Source organism: Streptomyces sp. NPDC028419 (genome assembly GCF_055565515.1).
This window is the reverse complement of sequence record NZ_JBVHUE010000012.1, coordinates 42,924-69,869: the sequence shown is the minus strand read 5'-3', so window position 1 is coordinate 69,869 and position 26,946 is coordinate 42,924. Positions and strand designations below refer to the sequence as shown.

Annotated in this window: 21 protein-coding genes and 1 pseudogene; 8 read left to right on the top strand and 14 right to left on the bottom strand. The window is 74.3% G+C overall.

Annotated elements, in window-relative coordinates; all coding sequences use genetic code 11:
• Window positions 1–29: 29 nt before the first annotated feature.
• The 4 genes from ACZ4UB_RS16300 to ACZ4UB_RS16285 form a co-directional block, all read right to left on the bottom strand.
• Window positions 30–1,811 carry an ABC transporter ATP-binding protein gene (locus ACZ4UB_RS16300; protein ID WP_467959969.1) on the bottom strand — a complete coding sequence of 594 codons (1,782 nt, stop codon included), beginning with the start codon at window positions 1,809–1,811 and terminating at the stop codon, window positions 30–32.
• A complete protein-coding gene (locus ACZ4UB_RS16295) occupies window positions 1,808–3,718 on the bottom strand; it encodes an ABC transporter transmembrane domain-containing protein (RefSeq protein WP_468070667.1) in 1,911 nt (636 codons plus the stop codon). Before ACZ4UB_RS16295 ends, ACZ4UB_RS16300 begins: the two co-directional genes overlap by 4 nt.
• A gap of 181 nt (window positions 3,719–3,899) precedes the next feature.
• On the bottom strand, window positions 3,900–6,863 hold the full coding sequence (locus tag ACZ4UB_RS16290) for an FAD-binding and (Fe-S)-binding domain-containing protein (RefSeq protein WP_468070666.1): 2,964 nt from the start codon (window positions 6,861–6,863) through the stop codon (window positions 3,900–3,902).
• Window positions 6,864–6,891: 28 nt separating this feature from the next.
• A complete protein-coding gene (locus tag ACZ4UB_RS16285) occupies window positions 6,892–7,389 on the bottom strand; it encodes a MarR family winged helix-turn-helix transcriptional regulator (RefSeq protein WP_468070665.1) in 498 nt (165 codons plus the stop codon).
• A 108-nt stretch (window positions 7,390–7,497) separates the two neighbouring features.
• On the opposite strand from ACZ4UB_RS16285, the gene ACZ4UB_RS16280 reads away from it, so the two are divergent.
• Window positions 7,498–9,363 (top strand): ABC transporter ATP-binding protein, encoded by a 1,866-nt coding sequence (locus ACZ4UB_RS16280; protein ID WP_468070664.1) that lies wholly within the window; start codon window positions 7,498–7,500, stop codon window positions 9,361–9,363.
• A gap of 63 nt (window positions 9,364–9,426) precedes the next feature.
• Window positions 9,427–10,272, top strand: a complete 846-nt coding sequence (gene mltG, locus ACZ4UB_RS16275) for an endolytic transglycosylase MltG (RefSeq protein WP_468070663.1) — start codon at window positions 9,427–9,429, stop codon at window positions 10,270–10,272.
• Window positions 10,273–10,278: 6 nt separating this feature from the next.
• Here the strand turns inward: mltG and ACZ4UB_RS16270 are convergent, their stop codons facing one another.
• From ACZ4UB_RS16270 to ACZ4UB_RS16235, 8 genes are all read right to left on the bottom strand, one after another.
• The gene (locus tag ACZ4UB_RS16270) at window positions 10,279–11,355 is read right to left on the bottom strand and encodes an NAD(P)-binding domain-containing protein (protein ID WP_468070662.1); all 1,077 of its coding nucleotides are present in this window, start codon (window positions 11,353–11,355) and stop codon (window positions 10,279–10,281) included.
• 53 nt (window positions 11,356–11,408) lie between these two features.
• The gene (locus ACZ4UB_RS16265) at window positions 11,409–12,770 is read right to left on the bottom strand and encodes a cytochrome P450 (RefSeq protein ID WP_468070661.1); all 1,362 of its coding nucleotides are present in this window, start codon (window positions 12,768–12,770) and stop codon (window positions 11,409–11,411) included.
• A gap of 53 nt (window positions 12,771–12,823) precedes the next feature.
• Window positions 12,824–13,501, bottom strand: a complete 678-nt coding sequence (locus ACZ4UB_RS16260; RefSeq protein ID WP_468070660.1) for an HAD family hydrolase — start codon at window positions 13,499–13,501, stop codon at window positions 12,824–12,826.
• Window positions 13,502–13,547: 46 nt separating this feature from the next.
• Window positions 13,548–14,027: an Lrp/AsnC family transcriptional regulator gene (locus tag ACZ4UB_RS16255; RefSeq protein WP_354379367.1), complete on the bottom strand. Its 480-nt coding sequence runs from the start codon at window positions 14,025–14,027 to the stop codon at window positions 13,548–13,550.
• A 137-nt stretch (window positions 14,028–14,164) separates the two neighbouring features.
• Window positions 14,165–14,974, bottom strand: a complete 810-nt coding sequence (locus tag ACZ4UB_RS16250) for a DUF1295 domain-containing protein (protein ID WP_468070659.1) — start codon at window positions 14,972–14,974, stop codon at window positions 14,165–14,167.
• Window positions 14,974–16,275 carry a class I SAM-dependent methyltransferase gene (locus ACZ4UB_RS16245; protein WP_468070658.1) on the bottom strand — a complete coding sequence of 434 codons (1,302 nt, stop codon included), beginning with the start codon at window positions 16,273–16,275 and terminating at the stop codon, window positions 14,974–14,976. Before ACZ4UB_RS16245 ends, ACZ4UB_RS16250 begins: the two co-directional genes overlap by 1 nt.
• Entirely contained in the window at window positions 16,272–17,054 is a 783-nt protein-coding gene (locus tag ACZ4UB_RS16240; RefSeq protein WP_468070657.1) for a DUF1365 domain-containing protein, read from the bottom strand. The genes ACZ4UB_RS16245 and ACZ4UB_RS16240 overlap by 4 nt, the downstream gene beginning before the upstream one ends.
• Window positions 17,051–18,334 carry an NAD(P)/FAD-dependent oxidoreductase gene (locus ACZ4UB_RS16235; RefSeq protein ID WP_468070656.1) on the bottom strand — a complete coding sequence of 428 codons (1,284 nt, stop codon included), beginning with the start codon at window positions 18,332–18,334 and terminating at the stop codon, window positions 17,051–17,053. Before ACZ4UB_RS16235 ends, ACZ4UB_RS16240 begins: the two co-directional genes overlap by 4 nt.
• Window positions 18,335–18,547: 213 nt before the next feature.
• Between ACZ4UB_RS16235 and ACZ4UB_RS16230 the strand changes: the two genes are divergently transcribed.
• The 3 genes from ACZ4UB_RS16230 to ACZ4UB_RS16220 are packed head-to-tail and all read left to right on the top strand — an operon-like array spanning window position 18,548 to window position 22,652.
• Window positions 18,548–20,146, top strand: a complete 1,599-nt coding sequence (locus ACZ4UB_RS16230) for an SDR family oxidoreductase (RefSeq protein ID WP_468070655.1) — start codon at window positions 18,548–18,550, stop codon at window positions 20,144–20,146.
• A gap of 14 nt (window positions 20,147–20,160) precedes the next feature.
• Window positions 20,161–21,534: a cryptochrome/photolyase family protein gene (locus ACZ4UB_RS16225; RefSeq protein WP_468070654.1), complete on the top strand. Its 1,374-nt coding sequence runs from the start codon at window positions 20,161–20,163 to the stop codon at window positions 21,532–21,534.
• A gap of 50 nt (window positions 21,535–21,584) precedes the next feature.
• Window positions 21,585–22,652 carry a MerR family transcriptional regulator gene (locus ACZ4UB_RS16220; protein WP_468070653.1) on the top strand — a complete coding sequence of 356 codons (1,068 nt, stop codon included), beginning with the start codon at window positions 21,585–21,587 and terminating at the stop codon, window positions 22,650–22,652.
• Here the strand turns inward: ACZ4UB_RS16220 and ACZ4UB_RS16215 are convergent.
• Complete coding sequence (locus tag ACZ4UB_RS16215; RefSeq protein WP_468070652.1) at window positions 22,576–23,202, bottom strand: RNA polymerase sigma factor; 627 nt, start codon at window positions 23,200–23,202, stop codon at window positions 22,576–22,578. The two genes, ACZ4UB_RS16220 and ACZ4UB_RS16215, sit on opposite strands and share 77 nt — an antisense overlap.
• Before the next feature lie 354 nt (window positions 23,203–23,556).
• Between ACZ4UB_RS16215 and ACZ4UB_RS16210 the strand changes: the two genes are divergently transcribed.
• Complete coding sequence (locus ACZ4UB_RS16210; protein WP_468070651.1) at window positions 23,557–24,753, top strand: sensor histidine kinase; 1,197 nt, start codon at window positions 23,557–23,559, stop codon at window positions 24,751–24,753.
• Window positions 24,754–24,848: 95 nt separating this feature from the next.
• Window positions 24,849–25,517 (top strand): response regulator, encoded by a 669-nt coding sequence (locus ACZ4UB_RS16205; RefSeq protein ID WP_468070650.1) that lies wholly within the window; start codon window positions 24,849–24,851, stop codon window positions 25,515–25,517.
• On the opposite strand, the pseudogene ACZ4UB_RS16200 reads toward ACZ4UB_RS16205, so the two are convergent.
• A pseudogene (locus ACZ4UB_RS16200) lies at window positions 25,482–26,240 on the bottom strand (phosphatase PAP2 family protein); the annotation flags it as partial. The gene ACZ4UB_RS16205 and the pseudogene ACZ4UB_RS16200 sit on opposite strands and share 36 nt — an antisense overlap.
• A 145-nt stretch (window positions 26,241–26,385) precedes the next feature.
• Between ACZ4UB_RS16200 and ACZ4UB_RS16195 the strand changes: the two are divergent.
• Window positions 26,386–26,925, top strand: a complete 540-nt coding sequence (locus tag ACZ4UB_RS16195) for a TetR/AcrR family transcriptional regulator (protein WP_468070649.1) — start codon at window positions 26,386–26,388, stop codon at window positions 26,923–26,925.
• Window positions 26,926–26,946: the final 21 nt, after the last annotated feature.

Genomic DNA, 26,946 nt, shown 5'->3' with positions numbered 1-26,946 from the left:
GCACGCGCCCACCGGTCGGATCCTCCCGCTCAGCCGTGCCAGGAGCGCCACAGCGCCGCGTACGCGCCGTCCGCCGCGACCAGCTCGTCGTGGGACCCCAGCTCGCTGATCCGGCCCGCCTCGACCACCGCGATCACGTCCGCGTCGTGCGCCGTGTGCAGCCGGTGGGCGATGGCCACGACCGTACGACCCTCCAACACCCGGGCCAGCGAGCGCTCCAGGTGCCGGGCCGCCCGCGGATCCAGCAGCGAGGTCGCCTCGTCCAGGACCAGCGTGTGCGGATCGGCCAGCACCAGCCGGGCCAGCGCGATCTGCTGCGCCTGCGCCGGGGTGAGCGCCGCGGCGCCGGAGCCGACCTCGGTGTCCAGCCCGTCCTCCAGCGCCCTGGCCCACTCGTCCGCGTCCACCGCGCCCAGCGCCGCCCACAACTCGGCGTCCTCGGCGCCCGACCGGGCGAGCCGCAGGTTGTCGCGCAGGCTTCCCACGAACACGTGGTGCTCCTGGTTGACCAGCGCCACGTGCGCGCGCACCCGCTCCGCGGGCATCCGCGACAGCTCGGCCCCGCCGAGCGTGACCTCGCCCGAGCGCGGCGCGTAGATGCCCGCCAGCAGCCTGCCCAGTGTGGACTTGCCCGCTCCCGAGGGCCCGACCAGCGCCATCCGGGTCCCCGGCGGCACCGACAGGGACACCTGGTGCAGTACGTCCACCCCCTCGCGGTAGCCGAAGCGGACCGAGTCGGCCCGTACGTCGCGCCCGTCCGGCGCCACCTGCTCGTCGCCCGCGTCGGGCTCGATCTCGTGCACCCCGACCAGCCGGGCCAGGGAGACCTGCGCGATCTGGAGTTCGTCGTACCAGCGCAGGATCAGCCCGATCGGGTCGACCATCATCTGGGCCAGCAGCGCGCCGGTGGTCATCTGCCCCACCGACATCCACCCCTGGAGGACGCAGTAGCCGCCGATCAGCAGCACCGAGCCGAGGATCGTCACGTAGGTGACGTTGATGACCGGGAAGAGGACCGACCGGAGGAAGAGCGTGTAGCGCTCCCAGGCCGTCCACTCCTTGATGCGCTGCTCGGACAGGGCGATCCGGCGCCCGCCCAGGCGGTGCGCCTCGACCGTGCGGCCCGCGTCCACCGTCTCGGTGAGCGCCGCGGCGACCGCCGCGTAGCCCGCCGACTCCGAGCGGTACGCGGAGGGCGCCCGCTTGAAGTACCACCGGCAGCCGAACACCAGGACCGGCAGGGCCACCAGGGCGGCCAGCGCCAGCGGCGGCGCGGTCACGGCGAGCGCCCCGAAGAGCAGCCCCGCCCACACCACGCCGATGGCCAGCTGGGGCACCGCCTCGCGCATCGCGTTGGCGAGCCGGTCGATGTCCGTGGTGATCCGTGACAGCAGGTCACCGGTGCCCGCGCGCTCCAGCACGCCCGGCGGCAGGCCCACCGAACGGACCAGGAAGTCCTCGCGCAGATCCGCCAGCATCTCCTCGCCGAGCACGGCCCCGCGCAGCCGGACCATCCGGACGAAGAGCGTCTGGACGAGCAGGGCCAGCGCGAACAGCAGCGCCACGCGCCCCAGGTGCAGTTCGCGCGCCCCCGCCGCGAGGTCGTCCACCACCTGACCGAGCAGGTAGGGGCCGATCATGGACGCGATCACCGCGACCGCGTTGACCGTGACCAGGAGGACGAACGCCCGTCGGTGCCGCCGCAGCAGCCCGCGCACATAGCCCCGAACCGTCGCCGACGTGCCCACCGGAAGGGTGGCGACGGTCTCGGGAGCGGCCGGATCGTACTCCGGCGCCACCACGCCGATCATGCCGATTCCTCGATCTCTGTGAGTTCCCGCAGCTTGTCGAGCCCCTCGACCGCGTCGAGCAGCTGTTCCTCGTCCGTCTCGCGCGTGACGATCGCGCGGTAGCGCGGTTCGTCCCGCAGCAGTTCACGGTGCGTACCGACCGCCGAGACCGTGCCGCCGTCGACCAGGACGACCCGGTCGGCGCGGTCCAGCAGCAGTGGTGACGAGGCCAGGACCACCGTGGTGCGCCCCGCGCGCAGCGCCGCGACGCCGCCCGCGATCCGGGCCTCGGTGTGGGAGTCGACCGCGGAGGTCGGCTCGTCCAGCACCAGCACCTCCGGGTCGGTGACCAGCGAGCGCGCGAGCGCGAGCCGCTGGCGCTGGCCGCCCGACAGCGAGCGCCCGCGCTCGGTGATCCGCGCGTCCATCGGATCGTCCACGCCGTCCGGCGCGGACTGCGACAGCGCGTCCAGTACGTCCGCGCACTGGGCGGCCGCCAGGGCCTCCGCGGCCCCGACCGCGCCGGAGGCCGGTACGTCGAGCAGTTCGCGCAGCGTGCCGGAGAGCAGCACCGGGTCCTTGTCCTGGACGAGCACCAGCGTGCGCGCCGTGTCCAGCTCCAGGTCGTCGAGCGCGACCCCGCCCAGCAGCACGGAGGGGTTGCCGACGGCGTCGGCGGGATGCCCGCCGAGGCGCTCCGCCAGCCGCCCCGCCAGGTCCGGGTCCCCGCAGACCACCGCGGTGAACAGGCCGGCGGGGGCCAACAGCCCGGTCTCCGGGTCGTAGAGGTCCCCTCCGGGAGCCGGCGTGGCGGGCGGCCGCGCGACCGTCGCCGTGGTCGCCGCCGTCGGCTCCGCCGGCGTGTCCGCACGGGTGCCCGGCTCCGCGTCGGAAGCGGTCGCGGTTTCGGCCGCGGTTTCGGTGTCGGGGTCCGTCCGGGTCAGCGACAGCACCCGGGCGGCCCGCTTGGCCGACGGCCGTGAGAAGGAGTACGCCATGGCGATCTCCTCGAAGTGCCGCAGCGGGTAGAGCATCAGCGCCACCGCGCTGAACACGGCGACGAGTTCGCCCACCGTGATCCGCCCGTCGAGGACGAGCTCGGCGCCGTACCAGACCACCGTGATGAGCAGCAGACCGGGCAGCAGGACCTGGATCGCCGAGATCAGGGCCCACATCCGGGCGCTGCGCACGGCGGCCTTGCGGACCTCCTGCGACGCTTCGCGGTAGCGGCCGAGGAAGAGTTCCTCGCCGCCGATGCCGCGCAGCACGCGCAGCCCGGCCACCGTGTCGGAGGCCAGTTCGGTGGCCCTGCCCGCCTTCTCGCGCTGGACGTCAGCGCGTTGGGTGGCGTGCGGCAGCAACGGCAGCACGGCCACGGCCAGTACGGGAACCCCGATCGCCACGACCACGCCGAGCGCCGGCGCGTAGAGGACGAGGCCCACGCAGATCACGACGACGGCGAAGGCGGCGGCGAGGAAGCGGGAGACCGCCTCGACGAACCAGCCGATCTTCTCGACGTCGCCCGTGGACACCGCCACCACCTCTCCCGCCGCGACGCGTCGGCTGAGGGCGGCGCCCAACTCGGCGGTCTTGCGGGCGAGGAGCTGCTGGACGCGGGCGGCGGCGGTGATCCAGTTGGTCACGGCCGTCCGGTGCAGCATCGTGTCACCGAGCGAGATGGCGATCCCGAGCAGCAGGATGAGCCCGCCGACCAGGATCAGCCGGGTTCCGTCGCGGTCCACGACCGCCTCGACTCCGAGCCCGACGGCGAAGGGCAGGCCCGCGATCCCGCAGTGGTGCATCAGCCCCCAGCACAGGCTCTTGAACTGCCCGCCCAGCTGATTGCGCCCCAGCCACAGCAGGAACCGGGGCCCGGATCGCGCGTCGGGTACCCCTGGGTCCGGATACGGAAGATCGCTGATCTGCATGACGCCCCATGACTCGGTAGTGGTTCAAACCGTGCAAGGTTCGCCTTTGAACAGCATGCGGGGCAATCGGTTTTCCGTTGTTCCGACGAGAACCGGCCATGGTCGTCCGGGGATCGGTGACCGCTTCGGCGACCGTGCGGGGGCGGTCCTAGGGGGCGCTCCAGGGGCGCTCCGGGGGCGTTCAGGGGCGGGTGGCCCGCTCCAGTTCGAGGAGCGCCGAGTAGTAGGAGTGCCCGGTGGCCCGGTCCATCCCCACCTCGCACATGCGGTTCGCGGACAGGTGGACGTCGTAGGACCGCGCCGCGACCTCCGCCGCCTCGCGCGCCGTCGCGGCGTCCGTCAGCTCGGGGTGCAGCATGCCGCGGTCCCCGGCGAAGGCGCAGCACCCCGCGTCGTCCGGCACGACCACCTCCCGGGCGCAGGCCTCGGCCACCGCCCGCAGGTGGGCCTCGTCACCCAGATGGCGCATCGAGCAGGTCGGATGCAGCACCGCCGAACCGACCGTGCGCAGCACCTCCAGACGCGGCAGCAGTTCCTCGGCCGCCCAGACGACGGAGTCGACGACGGTGAGTTCGGCGTGGAGCTCGCGGTTGTCCGCGCTCAGGTACGGGACCACCTCGTGCGCGATGCCCAGGGTGCAGGAGGAGGCGTCGACGACGAGCGGCAGCCGCCCGCCCGCGGTCCAGCCCCAGGCGGCCTCCACGATGCGGTTGGCCATCAGCCGGTTCCCGGCGTCGTAGCCCTTGGAATGCCAGATGGTCGCGCAGCAGGTCCCGGTGACGTCCCCGGGGATCCACACGGGCCTGCCCGCCCGCTCGGACAGGGCGACCACCGCCTCGGGCAGCGACGGGCCGCCCGCGGCGTCCCCCGCTTGGTGACCGTGGTCGGCGCGCGGGCTCCCGAAGATCCGGTTGACGCAGGCCGGGTAGTAGACGGCCGAGGCGCCGACCCGCCGGGTGACGGGCAGGGTGCGGGCGGCGGCGCCCGGGATCTGGGGCAGCCACCGCGGGACCAGGTCCGGCCGTACGGCCTTGCGCGCGACCCCCGTGACCAGCCGCAACGGACCGTCCCCGACCCGGTCGGTGATCCGGTCGGCGGCGGCGACCGCGAGCCGGGCCGCCGTCTCCACGGCCCCGAACCGCTTCGCGACGAGCGCCGCCGTCCGTTCCTCGCGCGGGCTGTGCCTGCGGTGGCGGAAGTCCTTCATCAGGGCGCCGGTGTCGATGCCCACCGGACAGGCGAGTTTGCAGGTGGAATCGCCCGCACAGGTGTCCACCGCGTCGTAACCGTAGGAGGCGAGCAGCCCGTCCAGGACGGGGGAGCCGGGCTGCTGGCGCATCATCTCGCGGCGCAGCACGATCCGCTGCCGCGGCGTGGTCGTCAGGTCCTTGCTGGGGCAGGTCGGCTCGCAGAACCCGCACTCGATGCAGGGATCGGCGACGGCCTCCACCCGCGGGATGGTCTTGAGCCCGCGCAGGTGGGCCCGCGGATCGCGGTCGAGCAGGATCCGCGGCGCGAGCACGGCGTCGGGGTCGACGACCTGCTTCGTGCGCCACATCAGCTCGGTGGCCGCCGCGCCCCATTCCAGTTCGAGGAAGGGGGCCATGTTGCGTCCCGTGGAGTGCTCGGCCTTGAGCGAGCCGTCGAAGCGCTCGACGGTCAGTCGGCAGAAGGCGTCCATGAAGGCCCCGTACCGCTCGACGTCGGCGGGCAGCGCGGCGTCGAAGGCCAGCAGGAAGTGCAGGTTGCCGTGGGCCGCGTGACCGGCGACGGCGGCGTCGAAACCGTGCTCCGCCTGGAGTTCCAGCAGCGCCGCGCAGGCCTCGGCGAGGCGGGAGGGCGGGACGGCGAAGTCCTCGGTGATCAGGGTGGTGCCCGCGGCGCGGGCCCCGCCGACGGCGGTGACGAAGGCCTTGCGGGCCTTCCAGTAGCCGGCGATGGTCGCGGCGTCGGTGGTGAAGGCGTTGGTCACCGAGGCCACCGGCGCGACCAGCTCCAGCCCCGCGACCACGTCGGCCGCCCGCCGCTCGTAGACCTCCCGGCCCGCGGCGTCCGGCGCCCGGAACTCCACGAGCAGGGCGGTCGTGTCCTTGGGCAGCGCGGCCCAGTCGGCGGGTACGCCTGCCACGCTGACCGAGGCGCGCAGCGTGTTGCCGTCCATCAGCTCGACGGCGATCGCGCCCGCCGCGTTGAAGAGCGGCACGGCGGCCGCGGCGGCGGGCAGCGAGGGGAAGAAGAGCAGCCCGCTGTAGAGCTCGCGGTCCAGCGGCAGGGTGTCGAAGACCAGCTCGGAGAGGAAACCGAGGGTGCCTTCGGATCCGACCATCAGCCCGCGCAGGATCTCCACCGGGGTGGTGCCGTCGAGGTAGGCGTCCAGCCGGTAGCCGGTGGTGTTCTTGATCTCGTACTTGGCGCGGATCCGGGCGGTCAGCCGGTGATCGGCCTCGATCTCCCGCTTGATCTCCATCAGGGCGCGGCACAGCGCGGGCTCGGCGCGCGCCAGCTCCTCGTCGGCCAGCGGGTCCGCGGTGTCCACCACGGTGCCGCCCGGCAGCACGAAGGTGAGCGAGGACAGGGTGCGGTACGAGTTCCGCGTGGTCCCCGCGGTCATGCCCGAGGCGTTGTTCGCGACCACCCCGCCGAGCGTGCAGGCGATCGCGCTGGCCGGGTCGGGGCCGAGCACCCGGCCGTGCCGGGCGAGCGCGGCGTTGGCGCGCAGCACGGTGGTCCCGGGGCGGATCCGGGCGCGCAGCCCGTCCTCCAGCACCTCGACGCCCGCCCAGTGGCGGCGCACGTCGACCAGGATGTCCTCGCCCTGGGACTGGCCGTTGAGCGAGGTCCCGGCGGCCCGGAAGACCACCTCGCGCTGCTTGCCGTGGGCGTAGGACAGCACGGTCGAGACGTCGTCGATGTCCTCGGCGATCACGACGACCTGCGGCACGAAGCGGTAGGGGGAGGCGTCCGAGGCGTAGCGGACCAGGTCGGAGACCTGCCACAGCACCTTGTCGGCGCCCAGCAGTGCGATGAGCTCGGAGCGCAGCGGCTCGGGCGTGCCGGCCGCCAGACGCTCGGGCACCCGGTCGGGGGCCGGACCGCTGACGGTGCGCGGGCGCAGGGCTCCCGGCTTCGGCTCCAGCAGCGGCATGGGTGCCCCCTGGGCTAGGCGCTCCGCCTCAGCAGCCGCGCTGCTCCGCCCGCCCGTCGGCCGGTGCGTCGGCCCGTCCGTCGGCCAGGGCGTTGAGCAGGCCGCCGAGCAGTTCGCGCTGATCGGTGGTCAATGGAGCCAGGATCTCCTCTGCGGCGCCCGTTCGCGCGTTGCGCAGCCTGCGCAGCGTGGCGCGGCCGGTCTCGGTCAGCTCGATCCGGATCACCCGGCGATTGGCGATGTCCGGCACCCGGCGCACGCACTCCGCCGCCTCCAGACCGTCGACGAGGGTGGTCACCGCGCGGGGCACGACCTCCAGGCGGGCGGCCAGATCCGCCATTCGGGGGGGCTCCGCTTCGGAGTAATGGGCGACCGTGCGCAGCAGGCGGGACTGGGCGGGGGTGATCCCGAGGGGCTCCAGATGGCGCTTCTGGATGCGGTGCAGCCGACGGGTCAGGCGCAGCAGCTGCTCGGCGAGGACGCCGTCCGAACTGTCTGGGCTGTCGGTCTCGGAAGCGGTGCTCATACTGGGAAGGGTATCAGGACCAGATTCATTGTGAGTATAGGTAACAATGAGCTATGCTCAGTGGAGTCTCGTCAGGACTGTCCTGTCGGGAGCCGTCAAAGGAGGCCCATGCGCCCCGAAGGAAAAGAACCGAAATGGACGCCATCGAAGGAAGCCCTCGACCCCAGTCGTCCCGCCCCCGCCGACCAGCCGCGTGAGCTGCGTCGGATCGCCCGCCTGTTCCGCCCCTACCGGGGTCGGCTCGGCGTCGTGGGCCTGCTGGTCGGCGCCTCGTCGCTGGTCGGCGTCGCCTCGCCGTTCCTGCTGAAGGAGATCCTGGACGTCGCGATCCCCCAGGGGCGCACGGGACTGCTCAGCCTGCTCGCGCTCGGCATGATCCTCACCGCGGTCGTGACCAGCGTCTTCGGCGTGCTCCAGACCCTGATCTCCACCACGGTCGGCCAGCGCGTCATGCATGACCTGCGCACCGCCGTCTACGCCCAACTCCAGCGGATGCCGCTGGCGTTCTTCACCCGGACCCGCACCGGTGAGGTGCAGTCCCGCATAGCCAACGACATCGGCGGCATGCAGGCCACCGTCACCTCGACGGCGACCTCCCTCGTCTCCAACCTGACGGCCGTGGTCGCCTCGGTCGTCGCGATGCTCGCCCTCGACTGGCGGCTCACCCTCGTCTCGCTGCTCCTGCTGCCGGTGTTCGTGTGGATCAGCCGTCGGGTCGGTCGCGAGCGCAAGCGGATCACCACCCAGCGGCAGAAGCAGATGGCGGCCATGGCCGCCACGGTCACCGAATCGCTCTCGGTCAGCGGCATCCTGCTGGGCCGCACCATGGGCCGGGCCGACTCGCTGACGCGGTCGTTCGCCGAGGAGTCGGAGAAGCTCGTCGGGCTGGAAGTCCGCTCCAGCATGGCCGGGCGCTGGCGGATGTCGACCATCGGCATCGTGATGGCAGCGATGCCCGCGATGATCTACTGGGCGGCGGGCATCGCCCTCCAGTCCGGGGCCCCTTCGCTCTCCGTCGGCACCCTCGTCGCCTTCGTCACCCTTCAGCAGGGCCTGTTCCGGCCCGCCGTGAGCCTGCTGTCGACCGGGGTGCAGATCCAGACCTCGCTGGCCCTCTTCGCCCGCGTCTTCGAGTACCTCGACCTGCCGGTGGACATCACCGAGCGCGAGGACGCCGTCCGCCTGGAGCGGGCCAAGGGCGAGATCAGGCTGGAGAGCGTCGACTTCGCCTACGACGCCAAGCACGGCCCCACCCTGACCGGCATCGACATCACGGTCCCGGCGGGCGGCTCCCTCGCCGTGGTCGGCCCGACCGGTTCGGGCAAGAGCACGCTGAGCTACCTGGTGCCCAGGCTGTACGACGTGACGGGAGGCCGGGTCGCCCTCGACGGCATCGACGTCCGCGACCTGGACTTCGACTCCCTGGCCCGCTCGATCGGCGTGGTCAGCCAGGAGACGTACCTCTTCCACGCCTCGGTGGCCGACAACCTCCGCTTCGCCAAGCCGGACGCCACGGACGAGGAGATAGCCCAGGCGGCCAAGGCGGCTCAGATCCACGACCACATCGAGTCCCTGCCCGACGGGTACGACACCCTGGTCGGCGAGCGCGGCTACCGGTTCTCCGGCGGCGAGAAGCAGCGCCTCGCCATTGCCCGCACGATCCTGCGCGACCCGCCGGTACTGATCCTCGACGAGGCCACCAGCGCCCTCGACACGCGCACCGAACACGCCGTGCAGAAGGCCATCGACGCCCTCTCCGAAGGCCGCACCACCATCACCATCGCGCACCGGTTGTCCACCGTTCGCGATGCCGACCAGATCGTGGTCCTCGACGGCGGGACGATCGCCGAACGGGGCACGCACGAGGAGCTGTTGGAAGCCGACGGGCGGTATGCGGCCCTGGTGCGCAGGGACAGCGAGTTGGTTCCGGCCGAGGTGGCGGTGAGGGCGCCGACCGTCTCCGTGGCCGTGTGATCGTATGACCGCAACACGGTCGGGATGCCCGAATTGCGGCAGTCCGCGGGTTAGCGTTTCTGCATGCGTCAAGAGCACCGGCCGCCGAAGCGGCCCGGGACCCGCGTCACTCGCCGGGGCCGACTGGCGATCTTCATCGGTCTGCTGGTGGCGACCGGAGCGGTGGTCATGGTCCCCCTCCTGCCGGACGGGGGCGCGGAGAAGCCCCCACAGCTGTGCCGACTCGTGATCCCCGAAGGGTGGCGGGCCGCGCAGGTGTACGCGGCGGTCGACCGCGAGCTGAAGCTCCCCGCGGGCTCGGCCAAGACGGCGATCGCCCGAGCGGGACTGGAGCTGCCCGCCGAGGCCAAGGGCAATCCGGAGGGCTTCCTCTTCCCGGCGACGTACCCGCTCTCCCGGGACACCACCCCGGCCGGGCTCCTCGCGTACATGGTGCAGACGGCCAATCGGAAGCTGGCCGCCAAGCCGGTCGCCGCCGGAGCCAGGGCCCAGGGGATGACCCCCTACCAGACGGCCACGCTGGCCAGCATCATCCAGGCGGAAGCCGACACCCCGGCCGACATGGGCAAGGTCGCGCGGGTCGTCTACAACCGGCTCGCCAAATCGATGCCGCTACAGATGGACTCGACGATCAACTACGCCTTGAACCGTTCCACCGTGGACACCGCACTGCGCGACACCCGGATCGACAGCCCCTTCAACACCTACGAGCGCCAGGGCCTGCCACCGACCCCGATCGACAGCCCGGGCGCGACCGCCATGGCGGCCGCGGTCGCCCCGACACCGGGCGACTGGCTGTTCTTCGTCACCGTGAAGCCGGGCGACACCCGCTTCTCCGCGACCTACGAAGAACACAAGCGCCACGTGGCGGAGTTCAACAAACACCGCGCGGCCGCCCGCAAGGCGTAGCGCGCCCTAGGTGGTCGCGCCCGCCGGGAGGGGTGGGGCGAGGAGGCGGCGCAGGGCGCGGGCGGCGGCGCCGCCCGCGCGGTTGGCGCCGATGGTGCTGGCCGAGGGGCCGTAGCCGACCAGATGCACCCGGGGGTCCCGGACCGCCCTGGTTCCGTCCACGCGGATGCCGCCGCCCGGCTCGCGCAGGTGCAAAGGGGCCAGGTGGTCGATCGCGGCCCGGAAGCCGGTGGCCCACAGGATCACGTCGGCGTCCACGCGCCGGCCGTCGTCCCAGGCCACGCCCGAGGGGGTGATCCGGTCGAACATCGGCAGGCGGTCCAGAACGCCCGAGGCCAGCCCGGCGCGCACCGCTTCGTTCAGCGGCAGCCCCGTCACGCTGACCACGCTCTGCGGGGGCAGTCCCCGGCGGACCCGCTCGTCCACCAGCGCCACCGCGGCCCGTCCCTCGGCCTCGCCGAAGGAGCCGTCCCGGAACACCGGGGGCCGCCGGGTCACCCAGGTGGTCTCGGCGGCGACCCCGGCGATCTCCAGCAGGTGTTGCACCCCGGACGTGCCACCGCCGACGACGATCACCCGGGCGCCGGCGAACTCCTCGGGGCCCGGGTAGTTCGCGGTGTGCAGCTGACGCCCGCGGAAGGTCTCCTGTCCCGGGTAGCGCGGCCAGAACGGCCGGTCCCAGGTCCCCGTGGCGTTGATCAGCGCCCGCGCCGACCAGGTCCCGGCGGTGGACTCCACCAGCAGTCGCCCGGCCTCCCCCTCGCGCACCGCCGTCACGTCCACGGGGCGCAGTACGCGCAGCCCGAAGCGCTCCTCGTACGCGGCGAAGTACTCCCCGATCACCTCGGAGGACGGGCGCCCCGGATCGGCGCCGACCAGCTCCATCCCCGGCAACGCGTACATGCCGTGGACCTTCCCGTAGGTCAGCGAGGGCCAACGGAACTGCCAGGCGCCGCCCGGTCGGGGCGCGTGGTCCAGCACCACGTGCTCCAGTCCCGCCCGCCCCAGGTGGTACGCGCCGGACAGCCCCGCCTGTCCGGCGCCGATGACCACCACGTCCACATCGCTCACGAAATCGTTCACGGTTGTACCAACTGGGTGCGGCCCCGAGATCTTCCCGCCCGGGGGCCCGACCGTCAGCCCCCGTGCGCCCGCAGGACGGCCGGTACCGGCCCGGTCGGCTGGAGGGTGAGGCCGGGGAAGACCCCGGCCCGCCGGCCCCCGGTGTCCAGATGGAACCGCCGGCCCAGCACCGCCAGCACCAACGCCGCCTCGACCAGCGCGAAGCGGGCCCCGAGGCACGCCCGCGGGCCGCCGCCGAAGGGGAACCAGGCCTGTTCCGCCACCGCCGGCACGGTGCCCGCGTCCCACCGCTCCGGACGGAAGGCCGTCGGCTCCGGGAACCAGCGCGGATCCCGGTGCACGGACCACGGGCTCGTCCACACCAGCGTCCCCGCGGGCACCTCGCGCCCGCCGATGGTCGCGCCGTTCGTGGCCACCGCGGAGATCAGCCAGATCGGCGGATAGATCCGCAGGGCCTCCTTCACGATCTGCTGCGTCCACACCAGCCGCGGGTAGTCGTCGTAGGTCGGCAGCCGCCCGCCGAGGACCCGGTCCAGCTCCTCGGTGAGCCGGGCGCGCGCCTGCGGCGCCTCGGCCAGCAGCTGCCAGGCCCAGGTCAAGGTGGTCGAGGTGGTCTCGTGCCCGCCGATGTACAGGGTGATCGACTCGTCCCGCAGCTCCGTGCGCGACAGCGGCCCGCCGTGCTCGTCGCGCGCCGCGAGCAGCCGGCCGAGCAGGTCGTCCCGCTCCTCGCCCGCCGCCGAGGCCGCCTCGTGCTCCCGTACGACGTGCTCGATCTCCCGGTCGAGCACGCGCACCGCCGCCCGCATCCGGCGCCGCCCCGGGGTACGGACCCAGGGCGGCAGGAACAGCGTCAACCCGCGGAACTCCGCGCCCAGTTCCCGCTGGGCCGTGGCCATGGCCGCGCTGATGGGAGCCTCGCGGCCCGCGGCGTCCCCACCGAACAGGGTCCGCACCGCGATCCGTTGGGTCAGCCCCGCCATCTCCCGGTGCACGTCGATCCGCTGGCCCTCCCGCCAGCCGCCGGCCAGCGCGTCCGCGCACTCCACCATCGTGGCGGCGTACGAACGGACCTGGCGCGGTCGGACGGCGGGCTGCACCAGCGCACGCTTGCGCCGCCAGTCCTCACCGGTGGCCACCACCACGCCGTTGCCCAGCAACTGGCGGAAGGCCCAGCCCAGTTCCGAGGGCTTGAAGCTGCCCTCGACGGCTCCCAGCAGTTCGGCGGCGTGCTCGGGTCGGGAGACCAGGACGTTGCGCTGCGGCCCCAGCGCCCAGGGCACCCAGTCGCCGTACTCGTCGCGCAAGGACTCGAAGAAGGCCAGCGGATCGCGGGCGAACGCGGGAAGGTTCCCGAGCAGGGGCCACCGGCGCGGTCCGCGCTCGGTTCCCACGGGCGGCAGGGTGGCGGTCACGCAGGCATGGTGACAGCGCCCCCGCCAAGGCACCAGAGCCGCACCGCCCCGGCTCAGGCGGCGCGGCGGGCGCTCAACCAGTCGTGCGCCGCGTCCGCGGAGAACTGCGCCTGCCCGGCCCGGAAGAGCAGCCCCGCCGTCGCGAAGGCCGGGTCATCGGCGCTCTCCGCCACGTACGGGATCGCCACGCAGGCCATCCCGGCGGCGTGCGCGGCCGCGGCTCCCGGGGCGGCGTCCTCCATCACCACGCAGTCGGCCGGCCGTGCCCCCAGCCGCCGCGCCGCTTCCAGGAAGACGTCCGGCGCGGGCTTGCCGTGCGGGACCTCCTCGGCGGAGACCACGGTGGTCAGCAGGGCGTCCAGCCCGGTCCCGGCGAGCACGGCGTCGATCGCCTCGCGCGAGGACCCGGAGGCCACCGCCATCGGGACCCCCTCGCCGTGCAGTCGCTCCACGAACTTCCGCATCTGCGGGAAGGCCTCGGTCCGGGCCCGGGCCAGCTCCAGGTAGCTCGCGTTCTGCTCGGCGAGCAGCTGCTCGACGGGGGCCCGCAGGGCGTACCGCTCGCGCAGGATCTCCAGCGTCTCCAGGGTGCCGATGCCGATGAAGCGCGCGTGGTCCTCCCACGTGAAATCGGCGACGCCGTGCCGCTCCAGGGTGCGGCGGCCGGACTCGTAGTAGTTCGGCTCGCTGTCCACGAGGGTGCCGTCGAGATCGAATATGACGGAAATCATCCGTTGTGCCCGTCCTGCCGGTTGCGTACGTGTCCCGTCCATCCTGTCAGGGTTTGCGAGCGGACCGGCCCACGGACTCGACGAGGGGGAGCAGCCGGTGCGCGACCCGCTCGCGCAGCGCCACCTCGGTGCGGGTGCGGACCACGCCCGGCAGCCGGATCAGCCCCTGGATCACGTCCTCCAGGTGGGCGTTGTCCCGGGCCGCCACCCGGGTCAGCAGGTCGCCGCCACCGGTGATCGAGAAGGCCTCGATGATCTCCGGCACGGCGGCCAGCGCTTCGCCGACCTCGTCCAGGTGCCCCTGCGTGACCTCGATGTGCACGAACGCCAGAACCGGGTGCCCGAGCGCCGCGGGGGACAGCACCGGACCCGTGCCCGTGATCACCCCGGTCCGCTCCAGCCGGTCGAGGCGAGCCTGGAGGGTGCCGCGTGCCACGCCCAGGCGGCGCGCGTACTCGCGCAGGCTGGTGCGCGGCTCCTCGATCAGCAGCCGCAGGATCCGGGTGTCCAGCTCGTCCACGGCCATGGGTCCGGGGGCCTTCCGTCGGGCGTCGCGATGGCTCCCGGACTGTACCAATGGCACGGGCGACGACCGCCCAGGTCGCCGACGGCCCGCCGGAGCCTGCCCCCGTCCGCCCCGCCGGCCCGTCCCGCCCGTACCCCTCAGTGCCGCCCGCGCGGTGGCCGGGGGAAGAACCCGCTGGTCCGCTCCAGGTACTCCGCGTACCCGGGACGCCCCGCCATGTGCCGCTCCAGCAGTGCCTTGCCGCTGCCGGCCGTGAGCAGGTACGACATGACCAGCGGCGCCACGACCGTCGCCGCGGCCGCGCCGGGGGAGTCGCAGATGATCAGGAAGAGGCCCCACCAGACGCAGAAGTCCCCGAAGTAGTTCGGGTGCCGGGTCCAGGACCACAGGCCCCGGTCCATGATCCGGCCCCGGTTCGCCGGGTCCGCCTTGAACCGGGCCAACTGGTGGTCGCCGACCGCCTCGAAGGTGATCCCGAGCAGCCACAGCGCGCTCCCGACCACCGCGAGCGGCCCCGTCGGGCCCGTCACGTACTGCCCCGCCTGCACCGGCAGCGACACCAGCCACACCAGGGCCGCCTGGAGCAGGTAGACCATGCGCAGCGCGTACAGGTTCCGCCCGCGCGAGCCCGCCGCCCCCGCGCGGGCCAGCATCCGCTCGTACCGCGCGTCCTCGCCGTGGCCGCGCCCGCGCGCGGCGATGTGCCCGGCCAGCCGCAGCCCCCACACCACGGTGAGCAGGGTCAACAGCAGCCTGCGCCCGCCGTCCCCGTGCCCGGCGGAAGCGGCGTACGACGCCAGCGCGACCGCGGCGAAGGCCGCGCCCCACGCCACGTCCACCCCGCGGTGCCGCCCGAGGCGCACCCCCAGCGCGAAGGCGACCAGCATCACGGCGAGGGCCGTGCCCGCCGTCACCGGCAGGCCGGACGCGAAGGCGGCCCATTCCATCAGCGGCCTCCGTCCCGCTCGGCCAGCACGATCTGGTGCACGTCCAGGTAACCGGAGGCGAACCCGGCCTCCGAATAGGCGAGGTAGAAGGTCCACATCCGGCGGAAGGCCGCGTCGAAGCCCAGCGCGCCGACCCGCTCGGAGCGCTCGCCGAAGCGCTCCCGCCACAACCGGAGCGTCTGCGCGTAGTGCGCGCCGTAGCCCTCGCACCGCTCCACCCGCAGCCGCGTGTGCGCCCGCGCGAGGTCCTCCACCGCCCGCACCGACGGCAGCATCCCGCCGGGGAAGATGTACTTCTGGATCCAGGTGTAGGTGGTGCGGGTGGCCAGCATCCGGTCGTGCGGCATGGTGATCGCCTGGAGCGCCACCCGCCCGCCCGGCGCGAGCAGCCGGTCCAGCGCGGCGAAGTACGTCGGCCAGTACTCGGCGCCCACGGCTTCGATCATCTCGACGCTCACGATCGCGTCGTAGCTCCCCCGCGCCTCGCGGTAGTCGCACAGCCGCACCTCGGCCCGCGCGGTCAGGCCCGCGGCCGCGATGCGCCGCTCGGCGAGCGCCCGCTGCTCCCGGGAGAGGGTGAGCGAGACGACCTGGGCGCCGCGCTCGGCGGCCCGGATCGCCAGTTCCCCCCAACCGGTGCCGATCTCCAGCAACCGGGTGCCCGGGCCGACCCCGGCCCGGTCGAGGAGCATGTCGATCTTCCGGTGCTGGGCCGCGGCCAGCCCCGACCAGTCGGCGGGCAGTGCGCCGAACACGGCGGAGGAGTAGGTCATGGTGGGGTCCAGGAACTCGGCGAACAGCTCGTTGGACAGGTCGTAGTGGCGCCGGATGTTGCTGCGCGCGCCGCCCGGGGTGTTGCGGTCGGCGTCGGGGTGACGGGCGGCCCACAGACCCCGCAACCGCTGCAAGGACGGCGGGATCAGCGACGCGACGTTCCCCGCGAGGACGGTCAGCACCGCCACCGGGTCCGGCGCGTCCCACTCACCGGCCTGGTACGACTCGCCGAAGCCGATCAGGCCGCCCGTGGCGATCCGGCGTACGAACGCCCGCGGATCCCGCACCGAGAGCTCCGGGCCGCCCCGCCCCAAGGTCGCCGCGGCGGCACCCTCCGGGGCCAGCCGGACGGTCAGCGGCAGCCGGTCCAGGGCCCGCCGGATCAGCAGCCCGCCGACGGCGGCCCGCACGCGCGAGCACCGGGGCACCGGCGGGGCGGCGGGGACGACCGGAGCACCGTCGGCGGCGGGCGGGGCCCCGGGCGCGGTCGGGCTCGGGACCGTGGTGGACGTCGTGCGCGTGCTCACTTCACACCCTCCTGGGGGACGTGCGGGGGACGGGGCTGTACGGGCACACCGCGCAACCACAGCCGGATGCCGTGGAAGCGGATGCCGAGCGAGACGGCGGCGGTGGGCCAGGGGCGGCGCAGTGCCGCGCGCAGCACCCCGGCCGGGTCGGCGGGCCGGCGCGCGCCGCGGACGGTCGCGGTCAGCCCGGTGCCGGCCCCGGTGTCGAGGCGGACGGTCAGGACGAGCCGCTCACCCGGCACCGGCAGCCGCATCCGGTAGTCCCCGGAGACCGGCAGGAAGGGCGAGACGTAGAACTCCTTGCGGGCGTGCCCGGCGCCGGTGGCCGCTTCGGGTCCCAACAGGTAGCAGTGCCGCCCGCCGTAGGTGTTGTGCACCTCGGCGACCACGTGGCGCAGCTCGCCGTCCGGGCCGTGGCACCAGAAGACGGACAGCGGATTGAAGACGTGCCCGAAGACCCGGGGGTGCGCGAGCATCAGCACCCGTCCGCCCGCGGTCGGCGCGCCCCGCGCGGCGAGGAACCGGTCCAACCCCGCCCGGATCGAGGGCAGGTCCCCGCCGAAGTGGTCCCGCGCGTCGAACCGGGCCAGCGCGCGCAGCGCCCGGGGCAGCCGCGGCAGCCGGTCGAGGTCCACCAGCCACAGCGAGGTGCGCTGGTGCAGCGCGTAGGGGCGGGGCCCGGAACGCACGTGGGTGATCACCGACGGGTACAGCGCGGGCGCGACGCCGTCCCCGGCGGGCGCGGGCACGGGGTCGGCCGCACGGATCGGGGCCCTCACCACTCCACCCCCAGCGCGGCGGCCGCCGCGGCCCCCGAACGGCAGCCGTCCTCGTGGAACCCCCAGCCGTGGTAGGCCCCGGCGAAGGCCGTCACCGGCCCCGACAGCCCGGGCAGGCGTTGCTGCGCGGCCACCGATTCCGGCGTGTAGACGGGGTGCGCGTAGTCCATCTCGGCCAGGACCAGATCCGGCCGCACCCGCCCGTCGGCGTTCAGCGTGACGACGTAGGACTCGGGCCCGTCCAGCCCCTGCAGCCGGTTCATGTCGTAGCTCACCCGGACCCGCGCGTCGCCCGGCCGGCAGCCCGAGAGCCGGAAGTTCCAACAGGCCCGGGCGCGCGGGCCGCTCGGCAGCACGGACGCGTCGGTGTGCAGCACGGTTCGGTTGCGGGAGTACGCGAACGCCCCGAGCGTCGCGCGTTCGGCCGGCGTGGGATCGGCCAGCAGGGCGAGGGCGCGGTCCGCGTGCACGGCGACCACCACCGAGTCGTACGTCGCCCACGTGCCGTCGTCGCCGGTGACCCGCACCCCCTGAGCGCCACGGGCCAGCGCCCGCACCGGAGTCGAGGTCCGCACCGCCGCCGTGCCCAGCGCGTCGCGCACCAGGCGCACGTACCGGGCCGAACCACCGCTCACGGTGCGCCAGTTCGGCGAGCCGCCGACCGACAGCATGCCGTGGTGGTCCAGGAAGCGGAACAGGTACCGGGCCGGGTAGCGCAGCGCGGTGTCCTCCGGACAGGACCACACGCAGGACACCAGCGGAATGGCGAAGTGGGCGCTGAAATAGGCGCCGAAGCGGTGCCGGCGCAGGAACTCGCCGAGCGTCGGGTCGTCGCCCGGCGGGGCCGCCAACAGCTGGCGCGCGCGCCGGTGGAACACCGGAACCCGCGCCAACATCCCCAGGTACGCCGGGTCCGCGGCATTGCGCGGTCGGGCGAACAGACCGCGGGGACCGCGGGCCCCCGCGTACTCCAGCCCGCACCCCTCGCAGTGCACGGACATGCTCATGCTGGTGCTCCGGGTGGCCACCCCCAGCTCGCCGAAGAGCCTCAGCAACTGCGGGTAGGTGCGGTCGTTGTGCACGATGAAGCCCGAGTCCACGGACCGGACCACCCCGTCGGACCCCGTGACCTCGTGGGTGTGCGCGTGCCCGCCGAGCCGGTCGTCGGCCTCGTAGAGGGTCACGTCGTGGGCGCGCGCGAGCACGTACGCCGCGGTCAGCCCGGACACGCCCCCGCCGATCACCGCCGTGCGCGGCCGCCCCTGTCCTCGCTGCGTCATCGTGTTCCCTCGCCGTCGGTGGTCGCGGCCCCGGTGGTCGGCCGACGCGGGCCGGACGCCCCCGTACCCGTACTTCGGAGCCGGAGCCGTTTCGGATGCCCCGGCATTCGGCCCAATGTGGGACCGCGCCGCATCCGTCCTCCCCGCCCGCCGCGAAGCACCATGGGAAGGTCCGGCCGACAGGGGGATCGGCAGTGCCGAAGGGAGAGAGCGATGGTCGACCACGCGACCACCACCGGCGGGCTGTCCTGCCTGGTCACCGGTGCCACCGGATACATCGGCGGCCGGCTGGTGCCCGAGCTCCTGGACGCGGGCCACCGGGTCCGCTGCATGGCCCGCTCGCCCGAACGGCTGCGCGACCATCCCTGGGCCGGCCGCGCCGAGGTGGTGCGCGGCGACGTCTCCGACGCGGACTCGGTGGCCGACGCCCTGCGCGGGATCGACGTCGCCTACTACCTCGTGCACGCCCTCGGCACCGGCCCCGGCTTCGAGGAGCGGGACCGCCGCGCCGCCCGGATCTTCGCCGCCCGGGCCCGCGCGGCCGGAGTCCGCCGGATCGTCTACCTCGGCGGCCTGACCCCGGCCGGGGTCCCGCCGCGCGAGCTCTCCCCGCACCTGCGCTCACGGGCCGAGGTCGGCGAGATCCTCCTCGGCTCGGGCGTCCCCACCACCGTGCTGCGCGCCGCGGTCATCATCGGCTCCGGTTCGGCCTCCTTCGAGATGCTGCGCTACCTCACCGAGCGGCTCCCGGTGATGGTCACCCCGAGCTGGGTCGGCACCCGCATCCAACCGATCGCCGTCCGCGACGTGCTGCGCTACCTCGTCGGCTCCGCCACCATGCCCGCCGACGTCAGCCGCGCCTTCGACATCGGCGGGCCGGACGTGGTCACCTACGAGCAGATGATGCGGCGCTACGCCGTCGTCGCCGGTCTGCCGCACCGGCTGATCCTGCGCGTCCCGATGCTCACCCCGCGCCTGTCCAGCCACTGGATCGGCCTGGTCACGCCCGTGCCGCGGGCGCTGGCCCGGCCGCTGGCCGAGTCCCTGCGCCACGAGGTGGTCTGCGACGAGCACGACATCGCGCGGTACGTCCCCGATCCGCCCGGCACCCCGATCGGCTTCGACCAGGCCCTGACACTGGCCCTGCGCCGGGTGCGCGAGGCGGACGTCAGCACCCGCTGGTCCTCGGCCTCGCTCCCCGGCGCCCCGAGCGATCCGCTGCCCACCGACCCGGACTGGGCCGGCGGCAGCCTCTACACCGACTGCCGGGAGCGCGAGGTGGACGCCTCGCCGCAGGCGCTGTGGCGGGTGGTGGAGGGGATCGGCGGGGAGAACGGCTGGTACTCCTTCCCGCTGGCCTGGGCGGTACGGGGCTGGCTCGACCGGCTCGTCGGCGGGGCCGGGATCCGGCGCGGCCGGCGCGACGCGGCCCGGCTGCGGGTGGGGGACTCCCTCGACTTCTGGCGGGTCGAGGAGATCGAACCGGGGCGGCTGCTGCGGCTGCGCGCCGAGATGCGGCTGCCGGGGCTCGCCTGGCTGGAGCTGTACGTCGACGAGGACGGCCGGGGCCCGGCCCCGGCGGGCGGGCACCCCGGTGCCCGGTTCCGCCAGCGCGCCCTGTTCCACCCGCGCGGGCTCCTCGGGCACCTCTACTGGTGGAGCGTGTCCCCCTTCCACGCGGTGGTCTTCGGCGGCATGGCCCGCAACATCGCCCGCGCGGCGGCCGCCCTCCCCGCGCCCCCGGTCCCCCCGGCCGCATCCGAAGGGACCGGCGGGGCCGAAGTACCGCACGACAGTCGCCCCCCATCCTGACGCGGAGCCCGTCCATGAACGTCGCGGTCGTCCTCTACACCTCCGACCTGCGCCTGCATGACCATCCGCCGATGCGGGCCGCGCTCTCCTCCTCCGCCGAGGTGGTGCCGCTGTTCGTCCGGGACCGGGGCGTCGAGGCGACCGGATTCACCGCGCCCAACCGGCTCGCCTTCCTCGCCGACTGCCTGGTCGCCCTCGACGCCGGACTGCGCGAGCGCGGCGGTCGCCTCGTCGTGCGCTCCGGGGACGTGGTCGACCAGGTGTGCGCGGTGGTCCGCGAGGCCGATGCGGACGAGGTCCACATGGCGGCCGGGGTCAGCGCCTACGCCCACGGCCGGGAGGAGAAGCTGCGCGCCGCGCTGGAGCGCGAGGGGCGGCGGCTCTACGTGCACGACGCGGTGGTGACGGCGCTCGCCCCCGGCGCCGTGACGCCGGCGGGCTCGGACCACTTCGCGGTCTTCACCCCCTACTTCCGCCGCTGGTCCGACCGGCCCCCGCAGCCCGTCGCGCGCGCCCCGCGCGCGATCCGGGTGCCCGAGGGGGTGGGCTCGGAGCCGCTGCCCGAACGGTCCGCCGTGCGCGGCACCTCGCCGGGCCTGGCCCGCGGCGGCGAGGACGAGGCCCGGTCCCGGTTCGCCGCCTGGCTGCGCGACGGCGTGGCGCGCTACGAGGACGTGCACGACGACATGGCCGGCGACGCCACCTCCCGGCTCTCCCCCCACCTGCACTTCGGCACCCTCTCGCCCGCGGAGTGCGTCCACCGGGCGCGGGCGGTGGGCGGCCCCGGCGCGGAGGCCTTCGTGCGGCAGCTGTGCTGGCGGGACTTCCACCACCAGGTGCTCGCGGCCCGCCCGGCCGTCGCGCACGTGGACTACCGGGTCCGCCACGACCACTGGCGCACCGGCGCGGCGGCCGCCGAGGAGGTCGAGGCCTGGAAGGAGGGCCGCACCGGCTACCCGGTCGTCGACGCGGCCATGCGCCAGCTGCGGCACGAGGGCTGGATGCACAACCGGGGCCGGCTGCTCGCCGCGAGCTTCCTCGCCAAGACGCTGTACGTCGACTGGCGCACCGGCGCCCGGCACTTCCTGGACCTGCTCGTCGACGGGGACCTCGCGAACAACCAGCTCAACTGGCAGTGGGTGGCTGGGACCGGCACCGACACCCGGCCCAACCGGGTCCTCAACCCCGTCCGACAGGCCCGGCGCTACGACCCGCACGGCCACTACGTCCACCGCTGGGTGCCGGAGCTGGCGGACCTGCCCGCGCCCGAGGTCTTCGAGCCCTGGCGGCTGACCGGGCTGGAGCGCGCCCGGTACGACTATCCGGACCCGGTGGTGAACCTCGCCGACGCGCTGGGCCGCTTCAAGCAGGCCCGCGCCGCATCGTGACGGACGGTTCCGTGGCCGACCGCGGGGCGCAGGGCCGTATCGTGACGGGAGTGGACCGTGCGCACCCCACCCCGGAGCCGCCGCCCGTGCCGTGGCCGCTGAGCACCGGCGCCGTCGCCCGGCGCCTGGGCGTCTCGCCCACCACCCTGCGCTCCTGGGAGCGGCGTTACTCGATCGGCCCCGCCCGCCGGGAGGACGGCAGGCACCGCCGCTGGACCCCGGACGACATCGCCCGCCTGGAACTGATGTGCCACCTGACCTCCCAGGGGGTGCCGCCCGCCGAAGCCGCCCGCGCCGCCCTCGCCGGCCCCGCCGCAGCGGCTCCGGCGGCCGCCCCGGCCTCCGCCCCGCCGCCACCCGCGCCCTCCGCGCCGCTCGCGCGGCCCGTTGCCAAGGCGCCGGGCGGGCGCAACGCGCTGCCGCTGGGGGAGGTCCGCCCCGAGTGCCGCGGGCTCGCGCGGGCCGCCGTACGACTGGACGCGCCCGCGGTGGCGGGGCTGCTGGAGGCGGCCCTGGCCGCGCACGGGCCCGTCACCGCCTGGGAGGAGATCATCGCCCCCACCCTGCACGCGGTCGGCCGCAAGTGGGCCTCCTCGGGGGAGCGTTACGTGGAGGTGGAGCACCTGCTGTCCTGGCACGTCTCCGGTGCGCTGGGCCGGGTGCGGCCCGCCGCCGAAGGCCCGGGTCGGGCTCCGGTGCTCCTCGCCTGCGCGCCGGGGGAGTCGCACAGCCTCCCGCTGGAGGCGCTCTGCGCGGCGCTCGGCGAACGGGGCCTGCCGGTGCGGATGTTCGGTCCCGCGCTGCCCGCCGACGCGCTGCTCGAAGCGGTCCGCCGGACCGGGCCCTGCGCCGTCGTGCTCTGGTCCCAGGTCCGCACGACGGCGGACCGCTCGCTGGTGCGGTCGGTCTCCGCCGTCGAATGGGGACTGCGCGGCGCGCGCGCCCACCCGCGACTGCTCCTCGCGGGCCCGGGCTGGGGCGCGGGCGGCCCGCCGATGCCGGGCGCGGACCGGCTCCACGCGCTGCGCTCGGCCGTCGAGGTCATCGAGGCGCTGGCAGCGGCTGCGCCTGCAGGGCGCTCCGCAGGCACTGCAGCGCGCGCCGCGTGTGACTCTTGACCGTCCCCAGCGGCATCCCGGTGCGGGCCGCGATCTGGGTCTGGGTCAGGTCCCCGTAGTACGCCAGCCGCAGGATCCGCTGCTGGGCGGAGGGCAGCCGGGCCAGCTCGCCCAGGACGAACACCCGGTCCAGGGCCTGCTCCGGACCCGCCGCGCCCGCGGACGGCGCCGCGCCCGCGCACAGGGTCCCGGCCGCGGCCACCGCCCGGGCCCGCCGGGTGCGCGCGGCCAGTGCGTCCGCCACCTTGTGGCGGGTGATGCCGACCAGCCAGCCGCCCAGATCGCCGCTGCCCGGCCGATAGCCGCCGCGGCCGCGCCAGGCGGCGAGGAACACCTGCTGGGTCACGTCCTCGGCCTCCCGTTCGTCCCCCAGCCAGCGGCGGGCGAGGGAGTGCACGAGCGGGCGCCAGCGGAGGTAGACGGCCGTCATGCCGTCCTCGTCGCCGGCGAGGAAGAGCGCCGCGAGCCGGGCGTCCTCGGCGTCGTCGCCGGCGTCGTCCGCGCCGGCGCGGTGGGCTCGTCCGAGGTCCCGGTGCTCCTTGAGGTCCATGGACCCAGCCTCGTGAGCACCACCGGCCCCTTCAACTCGCATCGTTTCTGCATCGGATTCCGCCTCGCCTGCCTGAGGGGCGCCACCCCTTCCGTGCGGCCGTGCCCGCCCCCGAACGGGCACGGCCGTACGGAGTCCCCGGGAGCAGGGTCTGCTGCGGGCGGGGCGCCCGCGGAACCGGTGCGGTCGTGGTCGACGTGTCGATGCGGAGAACGTACGTGTGCCGAGGGGGCGTGCTCGCCCATCCGCGGGTTGAAACGCGCCTACCCCCCTGGGTGTAGACCCTGTACAACGATGAGTGGTCCTGAGGGGGGTGACGTGCGGGGTTCTTCGCGCGGGAGATCGTCGGCGCCGGTGTCGGCACATCCGGTGGTCGTCCGGATCCGGGCGGCGCTGCCGATCGCCGGGGACGTCGTCTACGCGCTCGGGGTGCTGTGGATCTCCACCACGATGCTCGGCAACTGGCCCGACCCGAACGGCTACTGGCGCGACAGCGACCTCCTCGCCTACGTACTGCTGGGCGCGATCCTCCTGCCGCAGGTGCTGCGGCGCCGCTTCCCGGCGGCCGTGCTCGTCAACACGGCGCTGTGGACGGCCTGCTACTTCACCCTCGGCTACTACCACGTACCCGCCGTCGGCTGCCTGTTGCTCCCCCTCTACACGGTCGCCGCGCGCCGGGAGCGGCGGGTTTCGGTCAGCTGCGCCGTCCTGGTGTTCGGCGTCGAGCTGTGGGGCTCGCGGCTGGCCGAACCGGGGATCGGCGCCCTCAGCGCCGGCTTCGTCGCGACCGCCACGATCGTCGGCTGGAAGGCGGGCGACGGGGCCCGGCGCCTGCGCGAGCTGACCCTGCGGCTGCGCCGGGAGCAGGAGGAGAAGGCGCGCCGGGCCGTGATGGAGGAACGCATCCAGATCGCCCGCGAACTGCACGACGTGATCGCGCACCACGTCTCGGTGATCGCCGTCCAGACCGGTGTGGCGGGGTACGTGGTCACCACCGACCCGGCGACGGCGCGCTCCGCCCTCGACGTCATCGCGGCCAGTGCCCGCGAGGCACTGGCCGAGATGCGCCGGATGCTCGTGGTCCTGCGCGCGGCCGACCGGGTCCCGGCCGCCCCGGGCGCGGCGGCGGAACCGGCGCCCGAGGTGCCGGGGCTGGGGCGTCTCGGAGAGCTCGCGGCGCGCGTCTCGGCGGCCGGGGTCCCGGTGCGGGTGCGGGTCACCGGGAGCGCCTACGCGCTCCCGCCCGGGATCGACCTCTGCGCGTACCGCGTGGTCCAGGAGGCGCTGACCAACGTCATGAAGCACGCTCCGGCCGCCCGCACCACCGTCCACGTCCACTACGCGAAGGACTCCGTGTCGGTCCTGGTCAGGGACGAGGGAGCGGCCCAGCGGGTTTCGGCCACCAGGTCCCCGTCCTGCGGCCAGGGCTTGATCGGCATGCGCGAGCGGGCGACGATCTACCACGGCACGGTGGTGACCCGGTTCGTCCCGGAAGGCGGCTTCGAGGTCAGCCTGACCGTCCCGGTGCCCCGTCCGGTCGCCGCTCGGTGAGGAGCGCCGGGCGACGGAACCGGCTCGTCCGGACCCATCGGTCAGCACGGTCAGCACGGTAAGCACCGTAAGCACGGGAAAGCGGGGGAGCGCGCATGCCGTCTGTACTCGTCGTCGACGATCAGTTCCTGATCCGGACGGGGCTGACCGCGTTGCTCCGGGCCGCACCCGGCTTCGATCCCGTCGGCGAGGCGGCGGACGGCGAGGAGGCGGTGCGCCTCGCGGCCGAGACCCGCCCCGACGTCGTCCTCATGGACATCCGGATGCCGGGCGCCGACGGGATCGCCACCACCGAGCGCATCCTGGCGGCCGCCGCCGCGGACCCGGCCGCCGGTCCGGGCCCGCGGGTGCTCGTACTGACCACCTTCGGCACCGACGAGTACGTCTACCGGGCGCTACGCGCCGGTGCGGGTGGGTTCCTGGTCAAGGACACCCCGCCGGAGCGGCTGCTCGCCGCCATCGAGACCGTCCACGCCGGCGAGATGCTCTTCAGCCCCGGGGCGCTGACCGGTCTGATCGAGAGCTGCGCCCCGGTGCTCCGCACCCCGTGGGCCGGGCTGGACGTGCTCACGCCGCGGGAGCGGGAAGTGTTCGGCCTGGTCGGGGCCGGGCTGTCCAACGCCGACATCGCGCGCCGGCTGGTCCTGAGCCCGGCCACCGTCAAGACCCACGTGCACCACTGCATGAGCAAGCTCGCGCTGTCCAGCCGCGCGCAGGCGGTCGTCCTCGCCCACGAGCACGGCCTCGTCGCCCGGAGCGCCTGAACCGCGCTCCGGCGCCCGCCGCGTCACGGGCCCGGGGATCACCAGCAGGGCGATGCCGAGCAGCGCGGTCGCGACGGCGGCGTCCAGCCAGTAGTGGTTGGCCGTGCCGACTATCACGGTCAGGGTCAGCAGCGGGTGCAGCAGCCACAGGTACCGCCACCGCCCCCGGGTGACCGCGATCATGCCGATCGCCAGCATCAGCGCCCAGCCGAAGTGCAGCGAGGGCATCGCCGCGAACTGGTTGGCCATGGTGTCCTGGGCGGGAGCGGCGCCGTAGACGGTCGGCCCGTAGACCTGGCCGGTGTCGATCAGGTGCGCCGACTCCAGCAGCCGCGGTGGGGCCAGCGGAAAGCCGAGGTGCACGACCAGCCCGACGGCGGTGAGCGCCGCGAGCACGCGGCGGGCCCACAGGTAGTGGCCGGGCCGGCGCAGGTACAGCCAGATCAAGAAGGCCGCGGTGGCCGGGAAGTGGACGGCCGCGTAGTAGGTGTTCGCGAGGTGGACGACGCCTTCGCTGTGCAGCAGCAGGTCCTGCACCCGGCCCTCGCCCGGCAGTCCCAGGGCGCGCTCGGCGTCCCAGACGCGGCCCGCGTTGCGGAAGGCGTCGTCGGTGTGGCCCGCCGTCAGCATCCGGCCGCCCTTGTACACCGCGAAGAGGACCGCGACGAGCAACAGCTCGGGTATCGCGCGGGGCCGCCCGACGGCCGTGGTGCGCTGGGTCATGCCCCGGTCTCTTTCCTCTGCGACTATCGATACGACAATGTATCGATACGAGAGTGTACCGATACGGCCGCGTTCCGGTACGCTTCCGTATCGAAGGGCACCGCACCCGCCACCCGCCCCGCCGTCCGTCGAAGGAGAGCCGCTCATGACGTCGTCGCCCCTGCCGACGGCCGCCGCGCGCCGCTCCAAGATCACCCCGGAGCGGGAGCAGGAATTCTTCGACGCGGTCCTCGAACAGCTCCGCGAGCACGGCTACGAGGCCCTGACCATGGAGGGCGTCGCGGCCCGCGCCAATTGTGGCAAGTCCACCCTCTACCGACAGTGGAGGACCAAGCCGCGCCTGGTCGCAGCGGCCCTGCGCTCGGCCCGGAGCGACCACAGCCTCGTCGCCGTGGACACCGGAACCCTCGCCGGGGACCTCCGCGCGGTCGCCCGCATCGCGGCCGGCACCTCGGGGCGTGACACCCGCCTCACCCAGGCCCTCGGCCACGCGGTCATGAACGACGAGGAGCTCCAAGGGGCCCTGCGCGAGGCGCTGGTCGAACCCGAGCTCGCCGCCTTCGACGTGATGGTGGCCCGCGGCGTCGGGGGGGGGGGGGGGGGGGGGGGGGGAACCGGGAGGGGGGGGGGTGGGGGGGAAAAGAGGGGGGGGGCGTGGGGGCTCTCCGTGTTTGGGGGGGGCTAGAGGAACGGCAACAACCCACTC

Bases quoted from the DNA above. Each gene is read 5' to 3' on its own strand.
- ACZ4UB_RS16300 (WP_467959969.1), bottom strand. From the start codon at position 1,811: ATGATCGGCGTGGTGGCGCCGGAGTACGATCCGGCCGCTCCCGAGACC.
- ACZ4UB_RS16295 (WP_468070667.1), bottom strand. From the start codon at position 3,718: ATGCAGATCAGCGATCTTCCGTATCCGGACCCAGGGGTACCCGACGCG.
- ACZ4UB_RS16290 (WP_468070666.1), bottom strand. From the start codon at position 6,863: ATGCCGCTGCTGGAGCCGAAGCCGGGAGCCCTGCGCCCGCGCACCGTC.
- ACZ4UB_RS16285 (WP_468070665.1), bottom strand. From the start codon at position 7,389: ATGAGCACCGCTTCCGAGACCGACAGCCCAGACAGTTCGGACGGCGTC.
- ACZ4UB_RS16280 (WP_468070664.1), top strand. From the start codon at position 7,498: ATGCGCCCCGAAGGAAAAGAACCGAAATGGACGCCATCGAAGGAAGCC.
- mltG (WP_468070663.1), top strand. From the start codon at position 9,427: ATGCGTCAAGAGCACCGGCCGCCGAAGCGGCCCGGGACCCGCGTCACT.
- ACZ4UB_RS16260 (WP_468070660.1), bottom strand. From the start codon at position 13,501: ATGATTTCCGTCATATTCGATCTCGACGGCACCCTCGTGGACAGCGAG.
- ACZ4UB_RS16255 (WP_354379367.1), bottom strand. From the start codon at position 14,027: ATGGCCGTGGACGAGCTGGACACCCGGATCCTGCGGCTGCTGATCGAG.
- ACZ4UB_RS16250 (WP_468070659.1), bottom strand. From the start codon at position 14,974: ATGGAATGGGCCGCCTTCGCGTCCGGCCTGCCGGTGACGGCGGGCACG.
- ACZ4UB_RS16235 (WP_468070656.1), bottom strand. From the start codon at position 18,334: ATGACGCAGCGAGGACAGGGGCGGCCGCGCACGGCGGTGATCGGCGGG.
- ACZ4UB_RS16230 (WP_468070655.1), top strand. From the start codon at position 18,548: ATGGTCGACCACGCGACCACCACCGGCGGGCTGTCCTGCCTGGTCACC.
- ACZ4UB_RS16225 (WP_468070654.1), top strand. From the start codon at position 20,161: ATGAACGTCGCGGTCGTCCTCTACACCTCCGACCTGCGCCTGCATGAC.
- ACZ4UB_RS16215 (WP_468070652.1), bottom strand. From the start codon at position 23,202: ATGGACCTCAAGGAGCACCGGGACCTCGGACGAGCCCACCGCGCCGGC.
- ACZ4UB_RS16205 (WP_468070650.1), top strand. From the start codon at position 24,849: ATGCCGTCTGTACTCGTCGTCGACGATCAGTTCCTGATCCGGACGGGG.
- ACZ4UB_RS16195 (WP_468070649.1), top strand. From the start codon at position 26,386: ATGACGTCGTCGCCCCTGCCGACGGCCGCCGCGCGCCGCTCCAAGATC.